Annotated in this window: 21 protein-coding genes; 11 read left to right on the top strand and 10 right to left on the bottom strand. The window is 64.9% G+C overall.

Features of this window, described 5'->3' with window-relative positions:
• Positions 1–149: 149 nt before the first annotated feature.
• From ACSVIK_RS07135 to glyQ, 4 genes are all read right to left on the bottom strand, one after another.
• Complete coding sequence (locus ACSVIK_RS07135) at positions 150–917, bottom strand: lysophospholipid acyltransferase family protein (RefSeq protein WP_442443658.1); 768 nt, start codon at positions 915–917, stop codon at positions 150–152.
• Positions 918–930: 13 nt separating this feature from the next.
• On the bottom strand, positions 931–1,461 hold the full coding sequence (gmhB, locus tag ACSVIK_RS07130; RefSeq protein ID WP_442443657.1) for a D-glycero-beta-D-manno-heptose 1,7-bisphosphate 7-phosphatase: 531 nt from the start codon (positions 1,459–1,461) through the stop codon (positions 931–933).
• A gap of 81 nt (positions 1,462–1,542) precedes the next feature.
• Positions 1,543–3,597: a glycine--tRNA ligase subunit beta gene (gene glyS, locus ACSVIK_RS07125; RefSeq protein ID WP_442443656.1), complete on the bottom strand. Its 2,055-nt coding sequence runs from the start codon at positions 3,595–3,597 to the stop codon at positions 1,543–1,545.
• Positions 3,594–4,586, bottom strand: a complete 993-nt coding sequence (gene glyQ / locus ACSVIK_RS07120; protein ID WP_442443655.1) for a glycine--tRNA ligase subunit alpha — start codon at positions 4,584–4,586, stop codon at positions 3,594–3,596. Before glyQ ends, glyS begins: the two co-directional genes overlap by 4 nt.
• 173 nt (positions 4,587–4,759) lie before the next feature.
• Between glyQ and ACSVIK_RS07115 the strand changes: the two genes are divergently transcribed.
• The 8 genes from ACSVIK_RS07115 to ACSVIK_RS07080 all read left to right on the top strand — a co-directional run bounded on the left by ACSVIK_RS07115 (position 4,760) and on the right by ACSVIK_RS07080 (position 13,081).
• On the top strand, positions 4,760–5,314 hold the full coding sequence (locus ACSVIK_RS07115; RefSeq protein WP_442443654.1) for a DNA-3-methyladenine glycosylase I: 555 nt from the start codon (positions 4,760–4,762) through the stop codon (positions 5,312–5,314).
• Complete coding sequence (locus ACSVIK_RS07110) at positions 5,311–5,919, top strand: pyridoxamine 5'-phosphate oxidase family protein (RefSeq protein ID WP_442443653.1); 609 nt, start codon at positions 5,311–5,313, stop codon at positions 5,917–5,919. The genes ACSVIK_RS07115 and ACSVIK_RS07110 overlap by 4 nt, the downstream gene beginning before the upstream one ends.
• Before the next feature lie 329 nt (positions 5,920–6,248).
• A complete protein-coding gene (locus ACSVIK_RS07105) occupies positions 6,249–7,136 on the top strand; it encodes a lysophospholipid acyltransferase (protein WP_442443652.1) in 888 nt (295 codons plus the stop codon).
• 130 nt (positions 7,137–7,266) lie between these two features.
• Positions 7,267–7,533 (top strand): PilZ domain-containing protein, encoded by a 267-nt coding sequence (locus tag ACSVIK_RS07100; protein WP_442443651.1) that lies wholly within the window; start codon positions 7,267–7,269, stop codon positions 7,531–7,533.
• A 119-nt stretch (positions 7,534–7,652) separates the two neighbouring features.
• Positions 7,653–10,289 carry a bifunctional lysylphosphatidylglycerol flippase/synthetase MprF gene (mprF, locus tag ACSVIK_RS07095; protein ID WP_442443650.1) on the top strand — a complete coding sequence of 879 codons (2,637 nt, stop codon included), beginning with the start codon at positions 7,653–7,655 and terminating at the stop codon, positions 10,287–10,289.
• Between the two features lies 1 nt (position 10,290).
• A complete protein-coding gene (locus ACSVIK_RS07090; RefSeq protein WP_442443649.1) occupies positions 10,291–11,544 on the top strand; it encodes a virulence factor family protein in 1,254 nt (417 codons plus the stop codon).
• A 177-nt stretch (positions 11,545–11,721) separates the two neighbouring features.
• Positions 11,722–12,234 carry a C40 family peptidase gene (locus tag ACSVIK_RS07085; RefSeq protein WP_442443648.1) on the top strand — a complete coding sequence of 171 codons (513 nt, stop codon included), beginning with the start codon at positions 11,722–11,724 and terminating at the stop codon, positions 12,232–12,234.
• A 196-nt stretch (positions 12,235–12,430) separates the two neighbouring features.
• Positions 12,431–13,081 (top strand): 7-cyano-7-deazaguanine/7-aminomethyl-7-deazaguanine transporter, encoded by a 651-nt coding sequence (locus ACSVIK_RS07080; protein ID WP_442443647.1) that lies wholly within the window; start codon positions 12,431–12,433, stop codon positions 13,079–13,081.
• 98 nt (positions 13,082–13,179) lie between these two features.
• On the opposite strand, the gene ACSVIK_RS07075 is transcribed toward ACSVIK_RS07080, so the two are convergent.
• The 5 genes from ACSVIK_RS07075 to def all read right to left on the bottom strand — a co-directional run bounded on the left by ACSVIK_RS07075 (position 13,180) and on the right by def (position 17,798).
• Entirely contained in the window at positions 13,180–13,506 is a 327-nt protein-coding gene (locus ACSVIK_RS07075) for a tetratricopeptide repeat protein (protein WP_442443646.1), read from the bottom strand.
• Between the two features lie 89 nt (positions 13,507–13,595).
• Positions 13,596–14,969 (bottom strand): Trk system potassium transporter TrkA, encoded by a 1,374-nt coding sequence (trkA, locus tag ACSVIK_RS07070; RefSeq protein WP_442443645.1) that lies wholly within the window; start codon positions 14,967–14,969, stop codon positions 13,596–13,598.
• 11 nt (positions 14,970–14,980) lie between these two features.
• The gene (rsmB, locus tag ACSVIK_RS07065) at positions 14,981–16,294 is read right to left on the bottom strand and encodes a 16S rRNA (cytosine(967)-C(5))-methyltransferase RsmB (protein WP_442443644.1); all 1,314 of its coding nucleotides are present in this window, start codon (positions 16,292–16,294) and stop codon (positions 14,981–14,983) included.
• On the bottom strand, positions 16,291–17,235 hold the full coding sequence (fmt, locus tag ACSVIK_RS07060; protein ID WP_442443643.1) for a methionyl-tRNA formyltransferase: 945 nt from the start codon (positions 17,233–17,235) through the stop codon (positions 16,291–16,293). Before fmt ends, rsmB begins: the two co-directional genes overlap by 4 nt.
• Positions 17,236–17,291: 56 nt before the next feature.
• The gene (def, locus tag ACSVIK_RS07055) at positions 17,292–17,798 is read right to left on the bottom strand and encodes a peptide deformylase (protein WP_442443642.1); all 507 of its coding nucleotides are present in this window, start codon (positions 17,796–17,798) and stop codon (positions 17,292–17,294) included.
• 152 nt (positions 17,799–17,950) lie between these two features.
• Here def and ACSVIK_RS07050 point away from each other — a divergent pair, with 152 nt between their 5' ends.
• The 3 genes from ACSVIK_RS07050 (at position 17,951) to ACSVIK_RS07040 (ending at position 20,845) form a co-directional block, all read left to right on the top strand.
• Positions 17,951–18,988, top strand: coding sequence for a LysM peptidoglycan-binding domain-containing protein (locus ACSVIK_RS07050; protein ID WP_442443641.1), 1,038 nt, complete (start codon positions 17,951–17,953; stop codon positions 18,986–18,988).
• A gap of 81 nt (positions 18,989–19,069) precedes the next feature.
• Positions 19,070–20,176 carry a DNA-processing protein DprA gene (gene dprA / locus ACSVIK_RS07045; protein WP_442443640.1) on the top strand — a complete coding sequence of 369 codons (1,107 nt, stop codon included), beginning with the start codon at positions 19,070–19,072 and terminating at the stop codon, positions 20,174–20,176.
• Positions 20,177–20,287: 111 nt separating this feature from the next.
• Complete coding sequence (locus tag ACSVIK_RS07040) at positions 20,288–20,845, top strand: L-threonylcarbamoyladenylate synthase (protein WP_442443639.1); 558 nt, start codon at positions 20,288–20,290, stop codon at positions 20,843–20,845.
• A gap of 107 nt (positions 20,846–20,952) precedes the next feature.
• Here the strand turns inward: ACSVIK_RS07040 and ACSVIK_RS07035 are convergent, their stop codons facing one another.
• Positions 20,953–21,930, bottom strand: coding sequence for an NADPH:quinone reductase (locus ACSVIK_RS07035; RefSeq protein WP_442443638.1), 978 nt, complete (start codon positions 21,928–21,930; stop codon positions 20,953–20,955).
• Positions 21,931–22,039: the final 109 nt, after the last annotated feature.

Here is a 22,039-nt window from a genome sequence, read left to right as displayed (position 1 = left end):
GCCGCGTGCCCGTGCAACGCCAGTGGCGTTCCTGCAAGTTATACCCAGTTCCAGGATTTTCCTAGTGGCATCGAATCGCCAGGATTATCAGCGCCATGCAGAAAATGGCGGTTTCTTACCCTCATCTTCTGCACAGCTTATCCACAGCTTCAGGCGGTCTCGCCCAGACGGCTGATGGCCGGCTCTTCGCCGCGCATTTCAGCCTGCTGCTGGCGTACCCACTGAAAGGCGCGTTCGTTGAGCTCGGCGATGGCGCGCGGCCCTTCGCCCTCGGCATGCATGGGCGCGCCGATGATCACCTGGACGGTGCCGGAGCGTTTGCCCCAGCCGGCCTTGGGCCAGAACTCGCCGGCGTTGTGGGCGATGGGCAGTACCGGCAGGCCGGCATTGACCGCCAGGGCCGCGCCGCCACGGGAGAACTTGCCGATCTGGCCCGGCGGAATGCGCGTGCCTTCGGGGAATACCAACACCCAGGCGCCCTGCTTGAGGCGCTCGTCGCCCTGCTTGGCCATCTGCTTGAGCGCGGCCTTGGGGTTGCTGCGGTCGATGGCGATGGGCTTGAGCAGCGCCATGCCCCAGCCAAAGAAGGGCACACGCAGCAGCTCGCGCTTGACCACCTGCGACAGCGGTTCGAGCAAGCCGGAGAGGAAGAAGGTTTCCCAGGTGCTCTGGTGGTTGGCGAGGATCACGCAGGGGCGCTGGGGAATGTTCTCCATGCCATGCACTTCGTAGCGAATGCCGACGATCACCTTGGCCAGCCACACGGCGCAGTTGCACCAAGCCTGGACGACGAAACGGTAGCGCTGACGGAACGGCAACAAGGGTGCCACCACCAGGCTGATCAGGCACCAGAAGAACGAGCTGGACGACAGCAGCAGGTAGAAAAGCGTGACTCTGAGGGCCTGCAGGATCGCCATTGAACTTCGCACCTTATGAAAGCAGTTGATCGGCGACAGCCGCCAGATCATCGAATACCAGGGTTCCTGGCGGCAGCGGCTTGGCCAGGGTTCGTTCGCCCTTGCCGGTCTTCACCAGCACGGGTTGACAGTCGACGGTCAGCGCCGCCTGCAGGTCACCGCTGCTGTCGCCAACGAACCAGACACCGGTCAGTTCCGTGGCGTAGTGCGCCGCGATCTGCCTGAGCATGCCGGCTTTAGGCTTGCGGCACTCGCAGCCATCGTCCGGCCCGTGTGGGCAATGGACGATCAGCCCGACTTCACCGCCCTGCTCCGCCACCAACTGGCGCAGGCGTGCGTGCATCGACTCCAGGGTCGCCAGATCGTAATAGCCACGGGCGATACCGGACTGGTTGGTGGCCACCGCCACTGTCCAGCCGGCTTGCGACAGGCGTGCGATGGCCGTGATCGACGAAGGAATCGGAATCCACTCGTCGAGCGTCTTGATATAGGCGTCGGAGTCCTGGTTGATGACACCGTCGCGGTCGAGGATGAGTAACTTCATAGCTGCAAGCTCCAAGCCGCAAGCTACAAGTCAACAGCGGCCTGCTTGCCGCTTGAAGCTTGTAGCTTGCCGCTGCTGGCTTTAGCCCAGCACCGAAATATCCGCCACGCCGAGGAACAGCCCGCGCAGGCGGGCCAGCAGGGCGTAACGGTTGGCGCGTACACGGGCATCCTCGGCGTTGACCAGCACCGCCTCGAAGAAGGCGTCCACCGGCTCACGCAGGCTGGCCAGCTTGGCCAGGGCTTCGTTGTACTGGCGGGCGGCTGCCAGCGGCTGTACCGCCTGGTCGGCCTGCTGGATGGCGGCGTGCAGGGCGAACTCGCTGGGGTTGTCGAAGTAGTGCGCCTCGACCTGGGCAGCGACGCCGCCTTCGGCCTTGCTCAGCAGGTTCGATACGCGCTTGTTCGCGGCAGCCAGAGCAGCGGCCTGCGGCAGCGTGCGGAAGGCCTGCACGGCCTGCACGCGCTGGTCGAAGTCCAGCGGCGAGGTCGGGTTCACCGAGCGCACCGCCTGGTAGACCGCGACCTCGATGCCTTCGTCCTCGTAGCGCGCACGCAGGCGGTCGAAGATGAACTCCAGCACCTGGGCGGACAAGCCTGCGGCCTTGACCTTGCCGGCGTACTGGGCGACCGCGAAGTCGACCGCAGCGGCCAGATCCAGATCCAGGCCCTTCTCGATCAGGATGCGCAGCACGCCGAGGGCGGCGCGACGCAGGGCGTAGGGATCCTTGGAGCCGGTGGGCAGCATGCCGATGCCGAAGATACCCACCAGGGTGTCGAGCTTGTCGGCCACGGCCACCGCTGCACCGGTCAGGGTGCTCGGCAGTTCGGCACCGGCACCGCGCGGCATGTACTGCTCGTTCAGGGCCAGGGCGACATCTTCCGGCTCACCGTCGTTGAGCGCGTAGTAGTAACCGGCGATGCCCTGCATCTCGGGGAATTCGCCGACCATCTCGGTGGCCAGGTCGCATTTGCTCAGCAGGCCGGCACGGGCGGCGCGCTGGGCATCGCCACCGACTTCGCGGGCGATAAAACCGGCGAGCGCCGATACCCGTTGGGCCTTGTCGAACACCGAACCGAGCTGGGCCTGGAACACCACGTTGGCCAGGCGCTGGTTGAAGCCTTCGAGCTTCTGCTTCTTGTCCTGCTTGAAGAAAAACTCGGCGTCGGTCAGGCGCGGACGCACCACTTTCTCGTTACCCGAGACGATCTGCGCCGGATCCTTGGACTCGATGTTGGCCACGGTAATGAAGCGCGGCAGCAGCTTGCCGTTCGCGTCCAGCAGGCAGAAATACTTCTGGTTGTCCTGCATGGTGGTGATCAGCGCTTCCTGCGGCACCTCGAGGAAACGCTCCTCGAACGAGCAGACCAGCGGCACTGGCCATTCCACCAGGGCGGTCACTTCGTCCAGCAGCGCCGGCGGCACGATGGCCGTGCCCTGCTCGGCGGCGGCCAGCTCGTCGACACGGCGGGTGATCAGCTCGCGGCGCTCGGCGAAGTCGGCCAGCACGAAGGCGCTGCGCAGGTCTTCGGCGTAGTTGGCTGGGCGGCTGATGCGCACGTCGCGGTTGGCGTGGAAGCGGTGGCCACGGGAGATGCGACCGGCCTTCTGGGTGAGAATCTCGCAGTCGACCACGTCGTCGCCGAACAGCATCACCAGCCACTGGGTCGGGCGCACGAATTCGTCACGACGGGCGGCCCAGCGCATGCGCTTGGGAATCGGCAGGTCGTTCAGCGAGTCGGCCACGATGGTCGGCAGCAGGTTCACTGCCGGCTGGCCAGGGATGTGCTGAGCGAAGCGCAGTTTCGGCCCGCTACGGTCGATCTCGGAGATATCCACACCGCACTTGCGGGCGAAGCCCAGGGCGGCCTGGGTCGGGTTTCCGTCGGCGTCGAAGGCGGCCTGGATGGGCGGGCCGTCGAGGTTCATGCTGCGGTCGGCCTGTTGCGCTTCGAGCTGTTCGACCAGCACCGCGAGGCGGCGCGGCGCGGCGTAGGCGCGGGCGCTGGCATAGTTCAGGCCAGCGGCCTTGAGGCCTTTCTCGACCCCGGCGAGGAAGGCATCGCCGAGGCTTTTCAGCGCTTTCGGTGGCAGCTCTTCGGTGCCCAGTTCGACCAGGAAATCTTGTGCACTCATGCTTGCGCCTCCGCGTTGTTGCCTTGCCCTTCGTCTTGCAGCAGACCCGACTCCTTGAGCTTGGTCAGCACTTCGTCACGCAGCTCGGGCGTGGCCATCGGGAAGCCGAGGCGGGCACGCGCCTTGAGGTAGCTCTGTGCCACGTCGCGGGCCAGCGTGCGCACACGCAGGATGTACTGCTGACGCGCGGTCACCGAGATGGCGCGGCGGGCGTCGAGCAGGTTGAAGGTGTGCGAGGCCTTGAGCACCATTTCGTAGGTCGGCAGCGGCAGGTCGAGGGCGATCAGGCGGTTGGCCTCGCTCTCGTAGAAATCGAACAGCTCGAACAGCTTCTCGACGTTGGCGTGCTCGAAGTTGTAGGTGGACTGCTCCACCTCGTTCTGATGGAACACGTCGCCATAGGTCACGGTGCCGAACGGGCCGTCGGTCCAGATCAGGTCGTAGACCGAGTCGACGCCCTGCAGGTACATGGCCAGGCGCTCCAGACCGTAGGTGATCTCGCCGGTCACCGGGTAGCACTCGATGCCACCAGCCTGCTGGAAGTAGGTGAACTGGGTGACTTCCATACCGTTGAGCCAGATTTCCCAGCCCAGGCCCCAGGCGCCGAGTGTGGGCGATTCCCAGTTGTCTTCGACGAAGCGCACGTCATGCACTTCCGGGTCGAGGCCGATGGCTTTCAGCGAGCCGAGGTACAGCTCCTGGAAGTTCTCCGGGTTGGGCTTCAGAACCACCTGGAACTGGTAATAGTGCTGCAGGCGGTTGGGGTTTTCGCCGTAGCGGCCATCGGTGGGGCGACGCGAAGGCTGCACGTAGGCGGCGTTCCAGGTCTCCGGGCCGACGGCGCGCAGGAAGGTGGCGGTGTGGAAGGTACCGGCGCCCACTTCCATGTCGTAGGGTTGCAGCACCACGCAGCCCTGCTCGGCCCAGTAGTTCTGCAGGGCCAGGATCAGGTCCTGGAAGGTGCGCACGGCAGGCTTGTTCTGGCTCACGAAAAAATCACCTGTGGAGGCTTGCGAGGGAAAGCCGGGGAGTATATCGAAACTCGACGCAGGCCGCAGGGTACGGCATATCAGCATCACCCAGCGTTCTTGATGACTGTATTTATATCCAGTTATTTTGCCGCTATAGTCAGCGCTTCAATCCATGACCGAGGCTCACGACCATGCCCCGCTGCTTCTGGTGTACCGACGATCCGCTGTACCAGGCCTACCACGACGAGGAATGGGGCGTGCCGCAGCGCGATGCCCAGCATCTGTTCGAGATGCTGCTGCTCGAAGGGGCGCAGGCCGGGCTGTCGTGGATCACCGTGCTGAAGAAGCGCGAGCGTTATCGGCAGGTGTTGCATGGCTTCGATCCCGTGCGCCTGGCGCGTCTCAGCGATGAGGAAATCGAGGCGCTGATGCAGGATCCGGGCATCATCCGCAACCGCCTCAAGCTCAAGGCCGTGCGGCAGAACGCCCAGGCCTGGTTGAAGCTGGAGGATCCGGTGACGCTGCTCTGGTCGTTCGTCGGCGGTGCGCCGAAGATCAACCACTTCAGTGACCGTAGCCTGATGCCAGCAGTGACGCCCGAGGCCGAGGCCATGAGCAAGGCGCTGAAGAAGGCCGGCTTCACCTTCGTCGGGCCGACCATCTGCTATGCCTTCATGCAGGCCACGGGTATGGTGATGGATCACACCACCGACTGCGACCGTTATGCGCAACTGAAGGGCTCATGACCACCATCACCTCGCTGGATGAATTGCAGGCGCTGTACGGCGAAAGCCATGAGCGCTCGCGGCGCAAGGAACTGCCGCGGCTGATCGAACCCTATCGCGCGCTGATCCAGGCCTCGCCCTTCGTGGTACTGGCCAGTGCCGGCCCGGATGGCCTGGACTGCTCGCCGCGTGGCGATGCACCGGGCTTCGTACACATCCTCGACGAGCAGACCCTGCTGCTGCCGGATCGCCCCGGCAACAACCGTATCGACAGCCTGCGCAACATCGTGCAGAACCCCCAGGTGGGGCTGCTGTTCCTGATTCCGGGTATCGGCGAAAGCCTACGGGTCAATGGCCGCGCCGAAATCTCCCTCGATCCCGAGCTGCTGGAACTGGGGCGGGCCCAGGGCAAGCTGCCGCGCAGCGTCCTGCTCATCCACATCGACAGTTGCTACTTCCAGTGTTCCAAGGCGGCGCTGCGTTCCGGCCTGTGGGACGCTGCCCAGCAGGTCGAGCGGGGCAGTCTGCCGAGCGCCGGGGAAATCTTCCGCTGCATCGATGAAAGCTTCGATGTCGAGGCCTACGAGCTCGACCGCCAGCAGCGGCTTCGCACTAGCCTTTACTGAGTGCACTGTCCCCCATACAGGCCCTAGGAAAACTACCTCGGCTTTGGCTCCCTGCGTCGCTCTACCTCCTGCATCCATGCAGTCGTGCGTTGGCAATACTGCGTTAAAAACGCCCTCGCGTGCGAGCCCGGTCAAAATGCTCATTTACACTTCGTAAAGTCGAGCGCGACTCCGAGCGTTTTTCGTTCGTTTGATTCGCTAGCGCTCACCCTTCGGGCCAGCCGTTGGCTGTTACTCCCGTTGGTCGTTGCGCTTTGTCTTGCCTGCCTCGCCTACGTTTTCCAAGCGCCTGTTACAATTGACGCTTTTCTGAGCGGTTGGAGTCTGTCGTGGAAAAACTCAAGGGCGCCCTGGTGGTCGGCTTTCTGCGCCTCTTCGCGCTGCTGCCCTGGCGCGCCGTGCAGGCCGTGGGCAATGCCATCGGCTGGTTGATGTGGAAGCTGCCGAACGGCTCGCGCGAGGTGGTGCGCATCAACCTGGCCAAGTGCTTCCCCGAGCTGAGCGAGGCCGAGCGCGAGAAGCTGGTTGGGCAGAGCCTCAAGGACATCGGCAAGACATTGACCGAAAGCGCCTGTGCCTGGATCTGGCCGGCGCACAAATCCCTCGGGCTGGTGCGCGAGGTGGAAGGCCTGGAGGTGCTGCAACAGGCGCTGGCTTCGGGCAAGGGCGTGGTCGGCATCACCAGCCACCTGGGCAACTGGGAAGTGCTCAACCACTTCTACTGCAACCAGTGCAAACCCATCATTTTCTACCGTCCGCCCAAGCTCAAGGCGGTCGACGAGTTGCTGCAGAAGCAGCGCGTGCAGATGGGCAACCGCGTCGCGCCCTCGACCAAGGAAGGCATCCTCAGCGTCATCAAGGAAGTGCGCAAGGGCGGCGCCGTGGGCATTCCGGCCGACCCGGAGCCGAGCCGTTCCTCCGGTGTTTTCGTGCCTTTTCTCGGCACCACGGCGCTCACCAGCAAGTTCGTGCCCGGCATGCTCGCTGGCGGCAAGGCGCTCGGCGTATTCCTCCATGCACTGCGCCTGCCGGACGGCAGCGGCTACAAGGTGATTCTCGAAGCTGCGCCCGAGGGTATGTATAGCGACAACGTGGAAGAAGGCGTGGCGGCCATGAGCGAAGTGGTATCGCGCTACGTGCGCACCTATCCGAGCCAGTACATGTGGAGCATGAAGCGCTTCAAGAAGCGCCCGGATGGCGAGGCCAAGTGGTACTGACGTACTGCCAAGGCACGCGATGATGAAGGAAGGCGTCTCGATGGCGCCTTTTTTCCGCCACCTACTGGGCGTTGCCATACGAATGAGCTATTAAAGGCAAGGTCACCGCTCGCCCACTCTTGGAGCCGTCATGTCGAATCAGCGTCAGCAGGTACGAACCCCGATGAAGTGCCGGATCAAGATCAGCCACCCGAGCTTCGGCGAGCTGCTGGCGCAGACCCGTGACCTGTCCGACAGTGGCGTCTACGTCAAACACCCTGACATGAGCGTTCTCACCGTGGGCACCGAAGTCACCGGCCAGGTTCAGGATCTGCCCTTCCCCGCGCCTGTGCTGAAAATGGAAGTGATGCGAGTGGATAGCGAAGGTGCGGGGCTGCGCTTTCTCGGCGAAGCTTGACGGGAACAGGCTTTACAGGGTGGCATGGACTAAATTTTCGGTTCCCTGGAACATTTGGTTACATTTGCACTCTGACCAACACCTCAATCCGAGGCTGCGTCCATTCGAGGCGTTTCGACATGAGTCGAGCGGTACCTGAAGTTCCCCTGGACGGTGTGCAAGCACCCAACCTTCTCCCCCCTTCTTCCCCTAGCTGGCTACAACGCAACCGCCACCTGCTCGGCCTTTGCCTGTCGCTGCTGTTGTTCGGCCTGGCGCTGGTGGCCTGCTGGCACCTGGTGCGTGACGTCAACCCCGATCAGGTGCACGACTCGCTGGCTGCCGTACCGCCGCAGGCGGTGTTCGGCGCTCTGCTGGCGACCGTGCTGGGCTTTGTGGTGATGCTGGCCTATGAGTGGTCGGCCAGCCGTTACGCCAATGTCCGTCTGCCGCCGTCGGTTTTGGCGATGGGCGGTTTCTGCGCCTTCGCCATCGGTAATGCGGTGGGGTTGTCGGCCTTGTCCGGCGGTTCGGTGCGTTACCGCCTGTACGGGCGCAATGGTCTGGGTGCCGGCGATGTCGCGCGGATGAGCCTGTTCGCCAGTCTGTCGCTGGGCGCCAGCCTGCCGATCCTGGCGGCCTTGGCCGTGCTCTTCGATCCCGAGGACGCCTCGGCGGCGCTGCGTTTGCCGCAACCCGTGCTGGTGGTACTGGCGTTGGCCGTGTTGGCGGCAGCGCTGGCCGCAGTGTTGCTGATCAACCGCAAGCGTCTGCCCGAGCGCCCTGCGCCTGGCTGCTGGCAGGTGGATCTCGGTCGTTTCAGCCTGCGTCTGCCGGGCTTGCGTATGAGCCTGATCCAGTTGCTGATCAGCAGCCTGGACGTGCTGATCGCCGGCAGCGTGCTCTACCTGCTGCTGCCGCAGGCACCCTCTTTCTCCAGTTTCATTCTGGTGTACATGCTGGCACTGGCGGCGGGTGTGCTCAGCCATGTGCCGGGTGGGGTCGGGGTATTCGAGGCCGTGCTGCTGGCGGCGTTCTCGTCGAGCATCGACTCGGCAGGGCTGGTGGCGGCGATGCTGCTCTACCGCCTGCTGTACGTGCTGCTGCCGCTGCTGGTGGCCGGCCTGCTGCTGCTGGCGGCCGAGGCCCGGCGCCTGTGGTTCCCGCGCCAGGTGGTGCGGGTCGCCAGCGGCATGGCGGTGCCGCTACTGGCCTTGCTGGTGTTCTGCGCGGGCGCGGTACTGCTGTTCTCCGGGGTAACGCCTGCCGTGGATGAGCATCTGGAAGCTCTGGGCTTTCTCATGCCGCCACAGATGATCGCGGCCTCGCACCTGGCAGCCAGCCTGGTCGGCACGCTATGCCTGCTGTTGGCCCAGGGCCTGCGGCGGCGCCTGTCGGCTGCCTGGGTATTGACCCTGGTGCTGCTCTGTCTGGGCGTGGTGCTGTCGTTGCTCAAGGGCTTCGATTGGCTGGAAGCGCTGGCGCTGGCGTCCGTCGCCGGGTTGCTGGCGCTGTTTCGCCGCGAGTTCTACCGGCGTAGCCGGCTGATGGACGTGCCGGCTTCCGGACTGGGACTGGCGGCGGCCATCGGCGTGATCGCCGCCTCGGTCTGGTTGTTGCTGTTCGCTTATCAGGATGTCGCCTACAGCCACCAGCTCTGGTGGCAATTCGAGCTCGATGCCAATGCCCCGCGCGGCCTGCGTGCAGCGCTAGGCAGCGCCCTGGTGCTGCTGGCCGTTGGCCTGACCTGGCTGCTGCGCGCCACACCGCCGAGCATCAGCCTGCCGGACAGCGAAGCGCTGCTGCGCGCCCGCACCATCGTTCAGGCCTCGCGTCAGCCGGAAGGCGGCCTGGCGCTGAGTGGCGACAAGGCGCTGCTGTTCCACCCCGATGGTGACGCCTTCCTCATGTACGCGCGCCGTGGGCGCAGCCTGGTGGCGCTGTTCGACCCCATCGGCCCGGCAGCCGCGCGCGCCGAACTGATCTGGCAGTTCCGCGACCTGTGCGACCGCCACCACGCTCGCCCGGTGTTCTACCAAGTGCGTGCGGAGAACCTGCCCGGCTATATCGATATCGGCCTCACTGCGCTCAAGCTCGGCGAAGAGGCGCTGGTGGATCTGAAGACCTTCGACCTGGCCAGCAACGGCAAGGAGATGAAGGCCCTGCGCTACACCTGGAACCGCGGCCAGCGCGATGGCCTGAGCCTGGAATTCCATGCCCCTGGTGAGGTGCCGATGGATGAGCTGCAAGCCATCTCCGATGCCTGGCTACAAGGCAAGAGCGTGCGCGAGAAAGGCTTCTCCCTGGGGCGTTTCAGCCCCGAGTACCTGGCCCATTTCCGCGTCGTGGTGGTGCGCTTCGAGGGCCGTGCGGTAGCCTTTGCCAACCTGCTGGAATGCCAGACCCGCGCCGTGGCCAGCCTCGATCTGATGCGGGTGCTGCCGGATGCGCCGAAGTCGACCATGGAATTTCTCATGCTCGGCCTGATCCAGCAGTTCCAGGGCGAGGGCTATGCGCGCTTCAGCCTGGGCATGGTGCCGCTGGCCGGCCTGCAGACGCGCAAGGGCGCGCCGTTGCCCTTGCGTCTGGGTGCCTTGGTGTTCGACCGTGGCGAAAACTTCTATAACTTCCAGGGCCTGCGCCGCTTCAAGGACAAGTTCCTGCCGCAGTGGGAACCGCGTTACCTGGCCGTACCGGCCGGGCTCGATCCCTGGGTGGCGTTGGCCGATACCGCGACCTTGATCGCGGGTGGCCTGGGTGGACTGGTGAGGCGTTGACATGAGCAAGACGACAAGGACGCTGGGCGGGCTGTTGCTGATCGCGGCATTGGCTGCTGGGGCATTCATCTGGTGGTGGTCGATGCATGCCGTGCCGCACCTGCAGACGGTACAGGTGCAAGGCACACCCGCCCAATTGGTCAGTCAGGGCTCGGCCCAGCAGCGTGTGCTGCTGATCGCGCCGGCGGATCAGACACTGGATGACGCGACGCTGCGCCGCCTCGCCGAGGTAGGCGATCTGCGCTTGCTGCAACTGCCTTTCTCGGGTGGCGATTGCGCCGCTCAGCAACACCTGATCGAGCAGGCGAGCGAGATGCTCGGCGGCACGCCGACCCTGGTGGCCGGCATCGGCCCGGCAGCGGCCACGGCCTGGCGCTGGCTGGCCGCACAAAATGACGACCGAGCTCAGGCGCTGTCGGTGGGCTTCGATCTGGCAAAGCCCGATTGCGCCGAGCCGCTGCCACAAAAGGCGGCGCACGGCCACTGGGTGGCCCTGTGGAACGACAATCCGGGTGACGACAACGCCCGCTTCCTGCGCGAGCAGGCCAACGGCGAGCCGCGTATCGGCAGCCTGGGCGCGCCCTTGCCGGCCCTGCTGGCCGATCAGTTGCAGCACATGCTGGCCGGTCAGGGCGCGGCGATGCCGGTGATCGAACACCCTTCGGCGCAGCCGGCCGATACCCTGACCCTGTTCTATTCCGGCGATGGTGGCTGGCGCGACCTCGACCGCGCCTCGGCCGAGCACATGGCCGCTGCTGGCTACCCGGTGGTGGGCATCGACACCCTGCGTTACTACTGGCAGCACAAGAGTCCGGAACAGAGCGCTGCCGACCTGTCGCGGCTGATGCAGCAGTATCGGGAAAAATGGCACATCAAGCGCTTCGTCCTGGCGGGCTACTCCTTCGGCGCCGATGTGCTACCGGCCATCTATAACCGCCTGCCGGCCAGCGACCAACAGCAGGTGGACGCCATCCTGCTGCTGGCCTTCGCCCGCAGCGGCAGCTTCGAGATCGCCGTCAGCGGCTGGCTCGGCAAGGACGGCGCGGAGGCCCCCACCGGCCCGGAAATGCAGCGCCTGCCGCCGGCCAAGGTGCTGTGCATCTACGGCAGCGAAGAGGCACCAGACAGCGGCTGCACGGCACCGGGCGCCGTGGGCGAGCGCCTGGAAATCACCGGCGGTCACCACTTCGATGAAGACTACGCCGCGCTGGCGCAGAAGATGCTGGCGGCGATCAAGGCGCGCCAGCAGCTCTGAATGAAGCGACGAGCGGTCACCCGCGCAGGTGACCGTTCGTCGGCTAGCTGTGATCAAAAATGAACCCTGAGCAGGCATCGACAGTCCGTCCTCCGGATGGACTGGATGCCTTTTTCGATGCAACGCCATGATTTGGAAGGAAATCCAAACATAGGCCGCTGACCAGGGTTACTGGGTTTGAACAAGATCGTCATGTCACTTTGTCTTGGAGGCGCTCTTCTATTCGGGATTTGTGCCGAAGCCTCCGCCACCTTTCGCATTCAAGTCATTCCCGCTTCTGCGGCCAGCAAGCAGGTCGAGCCGACCCCGACGCGCGAGGTGCTCGACCGTGCCCTCGCTGTGCTGGGCAAGCCCTACCGCTGGGGCGGTGCCAGCCCCAAGCAGGGTTTCGACTGCAGCGGCCTGGTCAAATACGCTTTCCAGCCTCTCGAAGACCTCGACCTGCCGCGTACTTCCCATGCCTTGTCCCGCGTCGATGCCCCCTCAGTCGAGCGCGGCGACCTGCAACCGGGCGACCTGCTGTTCTTCCGCATTCGCAGCCGCTCGGTGGATCACGTCGCCATCTACCTGGGTGAGGGGCGTTTCATCCACGCGCCCCGCCGTGGCAGCAACGTGCGCATCGACCGTCTCAACACGCCCTACTGGAGGCGTCATTTCCAACTGGCCAAGCGGGTGGTGCCGCAGGCTTGAGGCGTTGATCGATCACGCCCTCGTGCGCGATGGGATTGGCCCGATGCCTGATCGCGAATGGCAAGCGCCTGTCCGCCCGACGGTCGCCATAAACCTATCTCCAGGGTCAGGATCGCGCTAGAATGCGCGCCGCTCGCGGCCATGCCGGCTGCGGCAGTGGGTTCCCTCACCCCACTTCACGAAAAAGGACACAGACATGACCCTGATTCCCGCGTCGGTCAGCCGGCCCGTGCTGGCCGGCCTGATCGCCTTCCACATTCTCATCATCATCGCCAGCAATTACCTGGTGCAGCTACCGATCACCCTGTTCGGCTGGCATACCACCTGGGGCGCCTTCAGCTTCCCGTTCATCTTCCTGGCCACCGACCTTACCGTGCGCCTGATCGGCAAACATGCCGCGCGGGTGGTCATCGCCCGCGTCATGCTGCCGGCACTGGTTGCCTCCTACGTGGTGTCGGTGCTGTTCCATGAGGGCGTCTTTGGCGGCCTGGCGGCGCTGGGCGAGTTCAACCTGTTCGTCTTCCGCATCGCCCTGGCCAGTTTCCTCGCTTACGCCTTCGGTCAGTTGCTCGATATCCAGGTGTTCGACCGCCTGCGCCAGATGCGCCAGTGGTGGATCGCACCGACCGCTTCGACCATCTTCGGCAACCTGCTGGATACCTTCCTGTTCTTCTCGGTGGCCTTCTGGCGCAGCGACGATCCGTTCATGGCGGCCAACTGGGTGGAGATCGCCACGGTGGATTACGTGATCAAGCTGGCCATCAGCCTGATGCTGTTCGTGCCGCTGTACGGCATGCTGCTCAGCGCCATCTTGCGGGCTCTGCCGCAGCGCACCGCTGCCGCCTGAGTCGTCTTGCAAGTGCCCGGATGTAATCCGGGGACGGACTGCAGAAATTTTCCCGGATTGCATCCGGGCTACGCAGCTATGAGGTAGTGGGAGGGGCTTTAGCCGCGATTGCTAGCTGACTTCTCCAGCTTGCGCAGGAACACGCTCATCTCCTTCTCGGCCTGCTTGTCACCCTTGGCCTGGGCGGCAGCGATGCCCTGTTGCCAGGCCTGGCGCGCGCCATCCTCATCGCCTTCGGCCTGCAGGGCCTTGCCCAGCAGCTTCCAGGCGGCGGAGTAGGCGGGGTCAAACGCCACGCAACGTTGCAGGTGCTCGGCAGCCTGCGCAGCGTCGCCGGCATCCAGATGGCCCTTGCCCAGGCCGAAACGCAGCAGGGCATTGTCCATGCCCTTGGCCAGCATCTTTTCCAGTGCTTCGGTGCTCATGGGTGGGCCTCCTTCGTTGGCCAGCTACAAGCGGCAAGCTTCTAGCTGCAAGAAAGCTAGCTTGCGGCTTGAAGCTTGTGGCTTGTAGCTCAAAAGAACGTTAACCCGGCCTGGAACAGGCGCTCGACGTCGCGGATGTACTTCTTGTCCACCAGGAACAGGATCACGTGGTCGCCGGATTCGATCAGCGTGTCGTCGTGGGCGATCAGCACTTCCTCGTCGCGGATGATGGCGCCGATGGTGGTGCCCGGTGGCAGGGCGATAGAACCGATCATGCGGCCGATCACCTTGCTCGACTTGGCGTCGCCGTGGGCGATCACCTCCAGCGCTTCTGCCGCGCCACGGCGCAGGCTGTGCACGCTTTCGATATCGCCGCGGCGCACGTGAGTGAGCAGGGTGCCGATGGTGGCGAGCTGCGGGCTGATGGCGATGTCGATCTCACCGCCCTGCACCAGATCCACGTAGGCCGGGTTGTTGATGATGGTCATGACCTTGCGTGCGCCCAGACGCTTGGCCAGCAAGGACGACATGATGTTGGCCTCGTCGTCGTTGGTCAGGGCCAGAAAGATGTCGGCGTCGCTGATGTTCTCTTCCACCAGCAGGTCTTTGTCCGAGGCGCTGCCTTGCAAAACGATGGTGCTTTCCAGGTTCTCCGAGAGGTAGCGGCAACGGGCCGGGTTCATCTCGATGATCTTCACTTGGTAGCGGCTTTCGATGGCCTCGGCCAGCCGCTCACCGATATGCCCGCCACCGGCGATCACCACCTTCTTGTAGCTGTCCTCGAGGCGGCGCATCTCGCTCATCACCGCGCGGATGTGCGCCTTGGCGGCGATGAAGAACACCTCGTCATCCGCTTCGATGACGGTATCGCCCTGCGGCATGATTGGCCGGTTGCGGCGGAAGATGGCGGCCACGCGGGTGTCCACGGTGGGCATGTGGGCGCGAAGCTGGCGCAGTTGCTGGCCCACCAGCGGGCCGCCGTAGTAGGCCTTGACCGCCACCAGTTGGGCCTTGCCTTCGGCGAAGTCGATCACCTGCAGGGCGCCGGGGTATTCGATCAGACGCTTGATGTAGTTGGTCACCACCTGCTCTGGGCTGATCAGCACGTCGACCGGGATCGCCTCGTTGTCGAACAGCGCCTCGCGGGTCAGGTAGGCCGACTCGCGCACCCGGGCGATGCGCGTCGGGGTGTGGAACAGGGTGTAGGCGACCTGGCAGGCGATCATGTTGACTTCGTCGCTGTTGGTCACTGCCACCAGCATGTCGGCGTCATCGGCACCGGCCTGGCGCAGCACGGTGGGGAAGGAGCCCTTGCCCTGCACGGTGCGGATGTCCAGGCGGTCGCCGAGGTCGCGCAGGCGGTCGCCATCGGTGTCGACCACGGTGATGTCGTTGGCTTCGCTGGCCAGGTGTTCGGCCAGGGTGCCGCCTACCTGGCCGGCGCCGAGAATGATGATTTTCACTGATCGCTCCGTTAGCCGTGGGTCGTTACGGCGGTTTTTATCAGCTTGGCATAGTAGAAGCCGTCGTGGCCGTCTACCTGCGGCAACAACTGGCGACCGTGGCCTGGCTGCAGGCCGAACTCGCCGGCGATCGCCACTTCTTGTGCATCCGCGGTGCGAGCGAGAAAGGCGGCGATGGTATCGCTGTTCTCCGTTGGCAGCACCGAGCAGGTGGCGTAGAGCAGAATGCCGCCGGGCGCCAGAGTTGGCCACAGGGCATCGAGCAGTTCGCCCTGCAGTTGCGCCAGGGCGGGAATGTCCTCGGGCTGACGGGTCAGCTTGATATCCGGGTGGCGGCGGATAACGCCGGTGGCCGAGCAGGGCGCGTCGAGCAGGATGCGCTGGAACGGCTGGCCATCCCACCAAGCGGCTGTATCGCGGCCATCGGCGGCGATCAGGGTGGCCTCAAGGTGCAGGCGCTCGAGGTTCTCGCGCACTCGGGCCAGGCGCTTGGCTTCCAGATCGACGGCAACCACCTCGCTTAAGCCCGGCTCGACCTCCAGCAGATGGCAGGTCTTGCCGCCCGGTGCGGCGCAGGCGTCGAGCACGCGCTGGCCGGGCGCCAGTTCGAGCAGGTCGGCGGCCAGTTGTGCGGCTTCGTCCTGCACGCTGACGCGGCCTTCCTTGAAGCCCGGCAGGGTGGTCACATCGCAAGGTTGCAGCAGGCGTACGCCGTCGCGGCTGAAGGCACAGGGCTCGGCATCGATTCCGGCGCTACGCAGCTCGTCGAGATAGGCATCGCGACTGCCATGGCGGCGATTGACCCGCAGGATCAGCGGTGGGTGAGCGTTATTGGCGGCACAGATGGCCTGCCAATGCTCGGGCCAGTGCGTCTTGAGCGCTTTCTGCAGCCAGCGCGGGTGCGCGGTGTGTAGCACCGGGTCGCGATCCAGGGCGGCTGTCAGGGCCTCGTGCTCGCGCTGGGCGCGGCGCAGCACGGCGTTGAGCAAGCCCTTGGCCCAAGGCTTTTTCAGCGCGCCGGCACAGCCCACCGTTTCGCCGATGGCCGCGTGTTCGGGGATGCGGCTATGCAGCAACTGGTAAAGGCCGATCAGCAGCAGCGCTTCCACGTCCTTGTCGGCGGCCTTGAAGGGCTTTTCCAGCAGCTTCTCGGCCAGCAGTTGCAGGCGTGGCTGCCAGCGCGCAGCGCCAAAGGCCAGATCCTGCACCAGGGCGCGGTCATGGTGTTCGACCTTGTCCAGTTGCGGCGGCAGGCTGCTGCCCAACGAGGCCTTGCCGGAGAGCACGGCTGTCAGGGCGCGAGCGGCGGCCAGGCGTGGGTTCATTGGCCGAGCACCAGGCCGGGGGCGAACTGCTCACGACGGCTGTTATACAGATCGGCGAAGGCCAGCGGCTTGCCACCGGGCAATTGCAGGCGAGTCAGGCGCAGCGCGCCTTCGCCACAGGCCACGGTCAGGCCATGCTTGTCGGCGGCGAGGATGCTGCCAGGCGCGCCACTGCCCTCGCCCATCTCGGCGGCATGCACTTTCATGGCGTCGCCGCCGAGCGTGGTGTGGCAGATCGGCCAGGGGTGGAAGGCGCGCACCAGGCGCTCCAGTTCTACGGCTGGACGGCTGAAGTCCAGCAGCGCCTCTTCCTTGTTCAGCTTGTGTGCGTAATTGGCCTGGGCATCGTCCTGCACTTCGCCTTTCAGCGTGCCGTTGGCCAGGCCATCGATGGCCTGCAGTACGGCCTGCGGGCCGAGCTGGGCCAGGCGGTCGTGCAGGCTGCCGCCAGTGTCGCTGGCCGATATCGGCGTGCTGACCTTGAGCAGCATCGGCCCGGTATCCAGGCCGGCCTCCATCTGCATCACGGTCACGCCACTCTCGGCATCACCGGCCTGCACCGCGCGCTGGATCGGCGCAGCACCGCGCCAGCGTGGCAGCAAGGAGGCGTGGCTGTTGATGCAGCCCAGGCGCGGGGTGTCGAGCACCACCTGCGGCAGGATCAGGCCGTAGGCCACCACCACCATCAGATCCGGCTGCAGCGCGGCCAGCTCGGCCTGGGCTTCTGCATTGCGCAAGCTGGCCGGTTGGTGGACTGGGATGCCGTGCTCCACGGCTAGCTGTTTGACCGGGCTGGGCATCAGCTTCTGGCCACGGCCGGCCGGGCGATCCGGCTGGGTGTAGACGGCGATGATCTGGTGCTGGCTGGCCAGCAGGGCCTTGAGGTGTTCGGCGGCGAATTCCGGGGTGCCGGCAAAGACGATACGCAGTGAATCGGACATGGGGCAGTCACCAAAGAAAAAGGCTTGCCGTGGCAAGCCTTTCGGGTAATCGGGGGTCAAGCGCGCTGGCGATGCTGTTTTTCCAGCTTCTTCTTGATACGGTCGCGCTTGAGGTTGGACAGGTAGTCGACGAACAGCTTGCCGTTGAGGTGATCGCACTCATGCTGGATGCACACGGCCAGCAGGCCTTCGGCGATCATCTCGTAGGGCTGACCGTCGCGATCCAGCGCCTTGATCCTGACCTTCTGCGGGCGGTCGACGTTCTCGTAGAAGCCAGGCACCGAGAGGCAGCCTTCCTGGTACTGATCCATCTCCTCGGTCAAAGGCTCGAACTCGGGGTTGATGAACACCCGTGGCTCGGTCTTGTCCTCGGACAGATCCATGACCACCACGCGCTTGTGCACGTTGACCTGGGTGGCGGCCAGGCCGATACCCGGAGCGTCATACATGGTCTCGAACATATCGTCGACCAGTTGGCGGATGGAGTCGTCCACGATCTCCACCGGCTTGGCGATGGTGCGCAGGCGTGGATCGGGAAACTCGAGGATATTCAGAATCGCCATATGCGTTTGTGATGCACTTGTAGAATAAATTCAAAATCCGCTGCTAAGATGATGAACAGCATTGAAAAACGGCTTCAAGCCGCGTAATCAGCGGGTTTGAGCGCGGCGCTAGGGCGCTTCACGCGAAAGCACATAATAAAGGGATTCACCGTATGAGGAAATCACTACTCGCCCTGCTCCTGGCAGCCGGCGGATTGGTTCTGACCAGCATGGCTCAGGCCGCAGTGCAACTCAAGGACGGTCACCCAGACCGTTACACCGTGGTCAAGGGCGATACCCTCTGGGACATCTCCGGTAAATTCCTCAGCCAGCCGTGGAAGTGGCCGGAGATCTGGCACGCCAACCCGCAGGTGAGCAATCCGCACCTGATCTATCCGGGTGACACCCTCAACCTGGTCTACATCGACGGGCAGCCGCGGCTGATGCTCAACCGTGGCGAGTCGCGCGGCACCATCAAGCTGTCGCCGCAGGTGCGCAGCACGCCGATGGCCGAGGCGATTCCGACCATCCCGCTGGAGGCGATCAACAGCTTTCTGCTGAGCAATCGCATCGTCAACACGCCGGAAGAATTCAACAGCAAGCCCTACGTCGTCGCCGGCAATGCCGAGCGTGTGATCAGCGGCGTCGGTGATCGCATCTACGCCCGGGGCAAGTTCGACGCGCAGCATCCGGTGTACGGCATCTTCCGTCAGGGCAAGACCTACCTGGATCCGAAAACCCAGGAGTTTCTCGGCATCAATGCCGATGACATCGGCACCGGCGAGATCGTTGCCGAAGAAGGCGATGTCGGCACTCTGCTGCTGAGCCGCTCGACTCAGGAAGTGCGTCTGGGTGACCGCCTGTTCCCCACCGAGGAGCGCGCGATCAACTCCACCTTCATGCCCAGCGAGCCCTCCAGCCAGATCGACGGCCTGATTCTCGATGTACCGCGTGGCGTGACCCAGATCGGCCAGTTCGACGTGGTCACCCTGAGCAAGGGCTCCCGCGACGGCCTGGAGGTCGGCAACGTGCTGGCGGTGTACAAGACCGGCGAAACCGTGCGTGACCGCATCACCGGGGAAAGCGTGAAGATTCCCGACGAGCGCTCTGGCTTGCTGATGGTGTTCCGCACCTACGACAAGCTCAGCTACGGTCTGATCCTGCAGGCCTCCCGGCAACTGGCGGTGATGGACAAGATCCGCAACCCGTGACACCTTCGAGCCCTGCCTGATGCAGGGCTCGTGCTTTATGGCCGCCAGGATGGCGGCTCCATCGATCAGGGAAGATTGCTTATGCCACCCATTCCAGCCTCTCTCTCCCCCGCCGAACTCGAAGCCCGTCTGCGCCTGCATCTGCTGCCGGAGCTGGGGCCACGACGTTTTCGCAAGCTGCTCAGTGCTTTAGACAGTGCCTCGGCCGCTCTCAGTGCGCCGGCCAGCGCCTGGCGTGCCCTGGGGTTGCCCGCCGAGTGTGCCGAACCCAGGCGCAGCGCCGAGATCCGTCAGCGTGCCGCCAGCGCCCTGGCCTGGCTGGAAATGCCTGGCCAGCACCTGCTGATGTGGGACGACGCGCGTTATCCCGCGCTGCTCGGCGAACTGCCCGATGCCCCGCCGCTGCTGTTCGTTGCCGGTGATCCGGAGCTGCTCGATGCACCGCAACTGGCCATGGTTGGCAGCCGACGCGCCTCCGGGCCGGGGCTGGACAATGCCCGTGCCTTCGCCCGCAGCCTAGCGGCCGGTGGTTTCGTCATCACCAGCGGTCTGGCCCTGGGCATCGACGGTGCTGCGCACCAGGGTGCGCTGGACGGCGGCGGCAAGACCGTGGCGGTGCTCGGTACGGGGCTGCAGTGCCTGTATCCGTCCCGGCACAAGCGCCTGGCGGCGCAGATCCTCGAACAGGGCGGCGCGCTGGTTTCGGAACTGCCGTTGGACTGCGCGCCACAGGCCAGCAACTTTCCGCGGCGCAACCGCATCATCAGCGGTCTGTCCCTCGGCGTGCTGGTGGTTGAAGCCAGCCCGTCCAGCGGCTCGCTGATCACCGCGCGCCTGGCCGCCGAGCAGGGGCGCGAGGTCTATGCCATACCCGGCTCCATTCATCATCCCGGGTCGCGCGGCTGTCATCAGTTGATCCGCGATGGCGCCACCCTGGTGGAAAGCGTCGAGCATATCCTCGAGGCGTTACGGGGTTGGCAGGCCGTGGCTGAGCCGCCTGGCGTACCTGCTGAGGTGCAGGCCGAGCATCCCCTGCTGGCGCTGCTGCATGCCGCGCCGCAGAGCAGCGAGGCATTGGTGCAGGCCACGGGTTGGCCGCTGAACGAGGTGTTGGCCGCCCTGACCGAACTGGAACTCGATGGCCGGGTGTGCAACGAGGCCGGGCGCTGGCTGGCACGCAAGCCGTAGCCCGGATGCAATCCAGGAGTGATAGGCCAGTCCTCCCCGGATTGCATCCGGGCTACTGTGCCAGGGCAGGCTTGGATAGACTGCCGATCATTCGCTAGCGAGAGAAAGTCGATGACCAGCAACTGGCAGATACAGCGGGCAGCGCGGGTGGTGTTCGACGGCGGCGTGATCGCCTATCCGACCGAGGCGGTCTGGGGCCTGGGTTGCGACCCCTGGAACGAGATTGCGGTCGACCGCCTGCTGGCGCTGAAGGAGCGGCCTGTGGCCAAGGGCTTGATCCTGGTGGCCGATGAGATCGAGCAGTTCGATTTTCTTCTCGAAGATCTGCCGGAGATCTGGCAGGAGCGCCTGGCCGCCAGTTGGCCTGGGCCGAACACCTGGTTGGTGCCGCATCAGGGCCGTTTGCCCGAGTGGGTGACCGGCGCGCACGACAGCGTCGCCCTGCGGGTGAGCGACCACCCACTGGTGCGCGCGCTGTGTCGTCTGACCGGGCCGCTGATCTCCACCTCGGCCAACCCGGCGGGACGCCCTGCCGCGCGTTCGCGCCTGCGCGTCGAGCAGTACTTTCCCGGCGAGCTGGACAAGGTGCTGGTTGGCGCCCTGGGCGGACGCAAGAACCCCAGCCTGATCCGCGACCTGCGCACCGGCGATGTGGTTCGCCCATCCTGAAGAGCAGCTCCAAGCTGCAAGCCACAAGTTTCAAGTAACAGCGAAAAGCGACCGGAGCGCTTGTCATCTCGGTATTCACCGTCACGCTGTGCAGCTTGCAGCTGCTATCAAGGCAGCAATATGGTCGAGCCAGTGGTCTGCCGTGCGCTCAGCGCGTCCTGCGCGGCGGCGGCGTCCTTCAGCGCGTAGCGATTGCTGATCTCCACCTGCAACTTGCCGCTGGCGATCATGCCGAACAGCTCGTCGGCCATGGCTTGCAGGCGCTCTGGCGTATTGGCGTAGCCGGCCAGGGTCGGGCGGGTGACGTACAGCGAGCCCTTCTGCGCCAGGATGCCCAGGTTGACTCCGGTGACCGCGCCGGAGGCATTGCCGAAGCTGACCAGCAGGCCGCGTGGCGCCACGCAGTCCAGCGAGGTTTCCCAGGTGTCCTTGCCGACGCCGTCGTAGACTACCGGGCACTTGGCGCCGTCGGTCAGCTCCAGCACGCGCTGCACCACGTTCTCATGGCTGTAATCAATGGTCGCCCAGGCGCCCTGCTCCTTGGCTCGCGCGGCCTTTTCCGGCGAACTGACGGTACCGATCAGCTTGACGCCAAGCGCCTTGGCCCACTGGCAGGCGAAGGAGCCGACACCGCCGGCTGCGGCGTGGAACAGAATGGTTTCGCCGCCCTTGAGCTCATAGGTCTGGCGCAGCAGGTACTGCACCGTCAGGCCCTTGAGCATCACCGCAGCGGCCTGCTCGAAGGCGATGGCGTCCGGCAACTTCACCAGCTTGTCGGCGGGCAGCACGTGCAGCTCGCTGTAGGCACCCAAGGGGCCTGTGGCGTAGGCCACGCGATCGCCCACGGCAAAGCCCTGGACTGCGCTGCCCACCGCCTCGACCACGCCGGCGCCTTCAGTGCCCAGGCCCGAGGGTAACGTCGGTGGCTGATACAGCCCGCTGCGGAAGTAGGTATCAATGAAATTCAGACCGATGGCCCGGTTGGCCACCCGAATCTCGTGCGGGCCGGGGGCGGCGGGTTGATAGTCACGGTATTGCAGCACCTCGCTGCCACCGTGCTGGCTGAACTCGATACGCTTGGCCATCTTTGATTCCTTGTCTGATTTGAGCGAAGGGCTATCCAACAGGCTCGGTCGATCAGCGTCAACTGTGGTATGCCCGGCGTGAATGCTATGCTGCCCGCCGATTTCGACC

The sequence above is a fragment of the Pseudomonas sp. NCHU5216 genome (assembly GCF_052156495.1).
In the GTDB taxonomy this organism is placed as follows: domain Bacteria; phylum Pseudomonadota; class Gammaproteobacteria; order Pseudomonadales; family Pseudomonadaceae; genus Aquipseudomonas.
The sequence above is the reverse complement of the archived record's forward strand: the minus strand, read 5'-3'. Positions and strand labels throughout refer to the sequence as shown.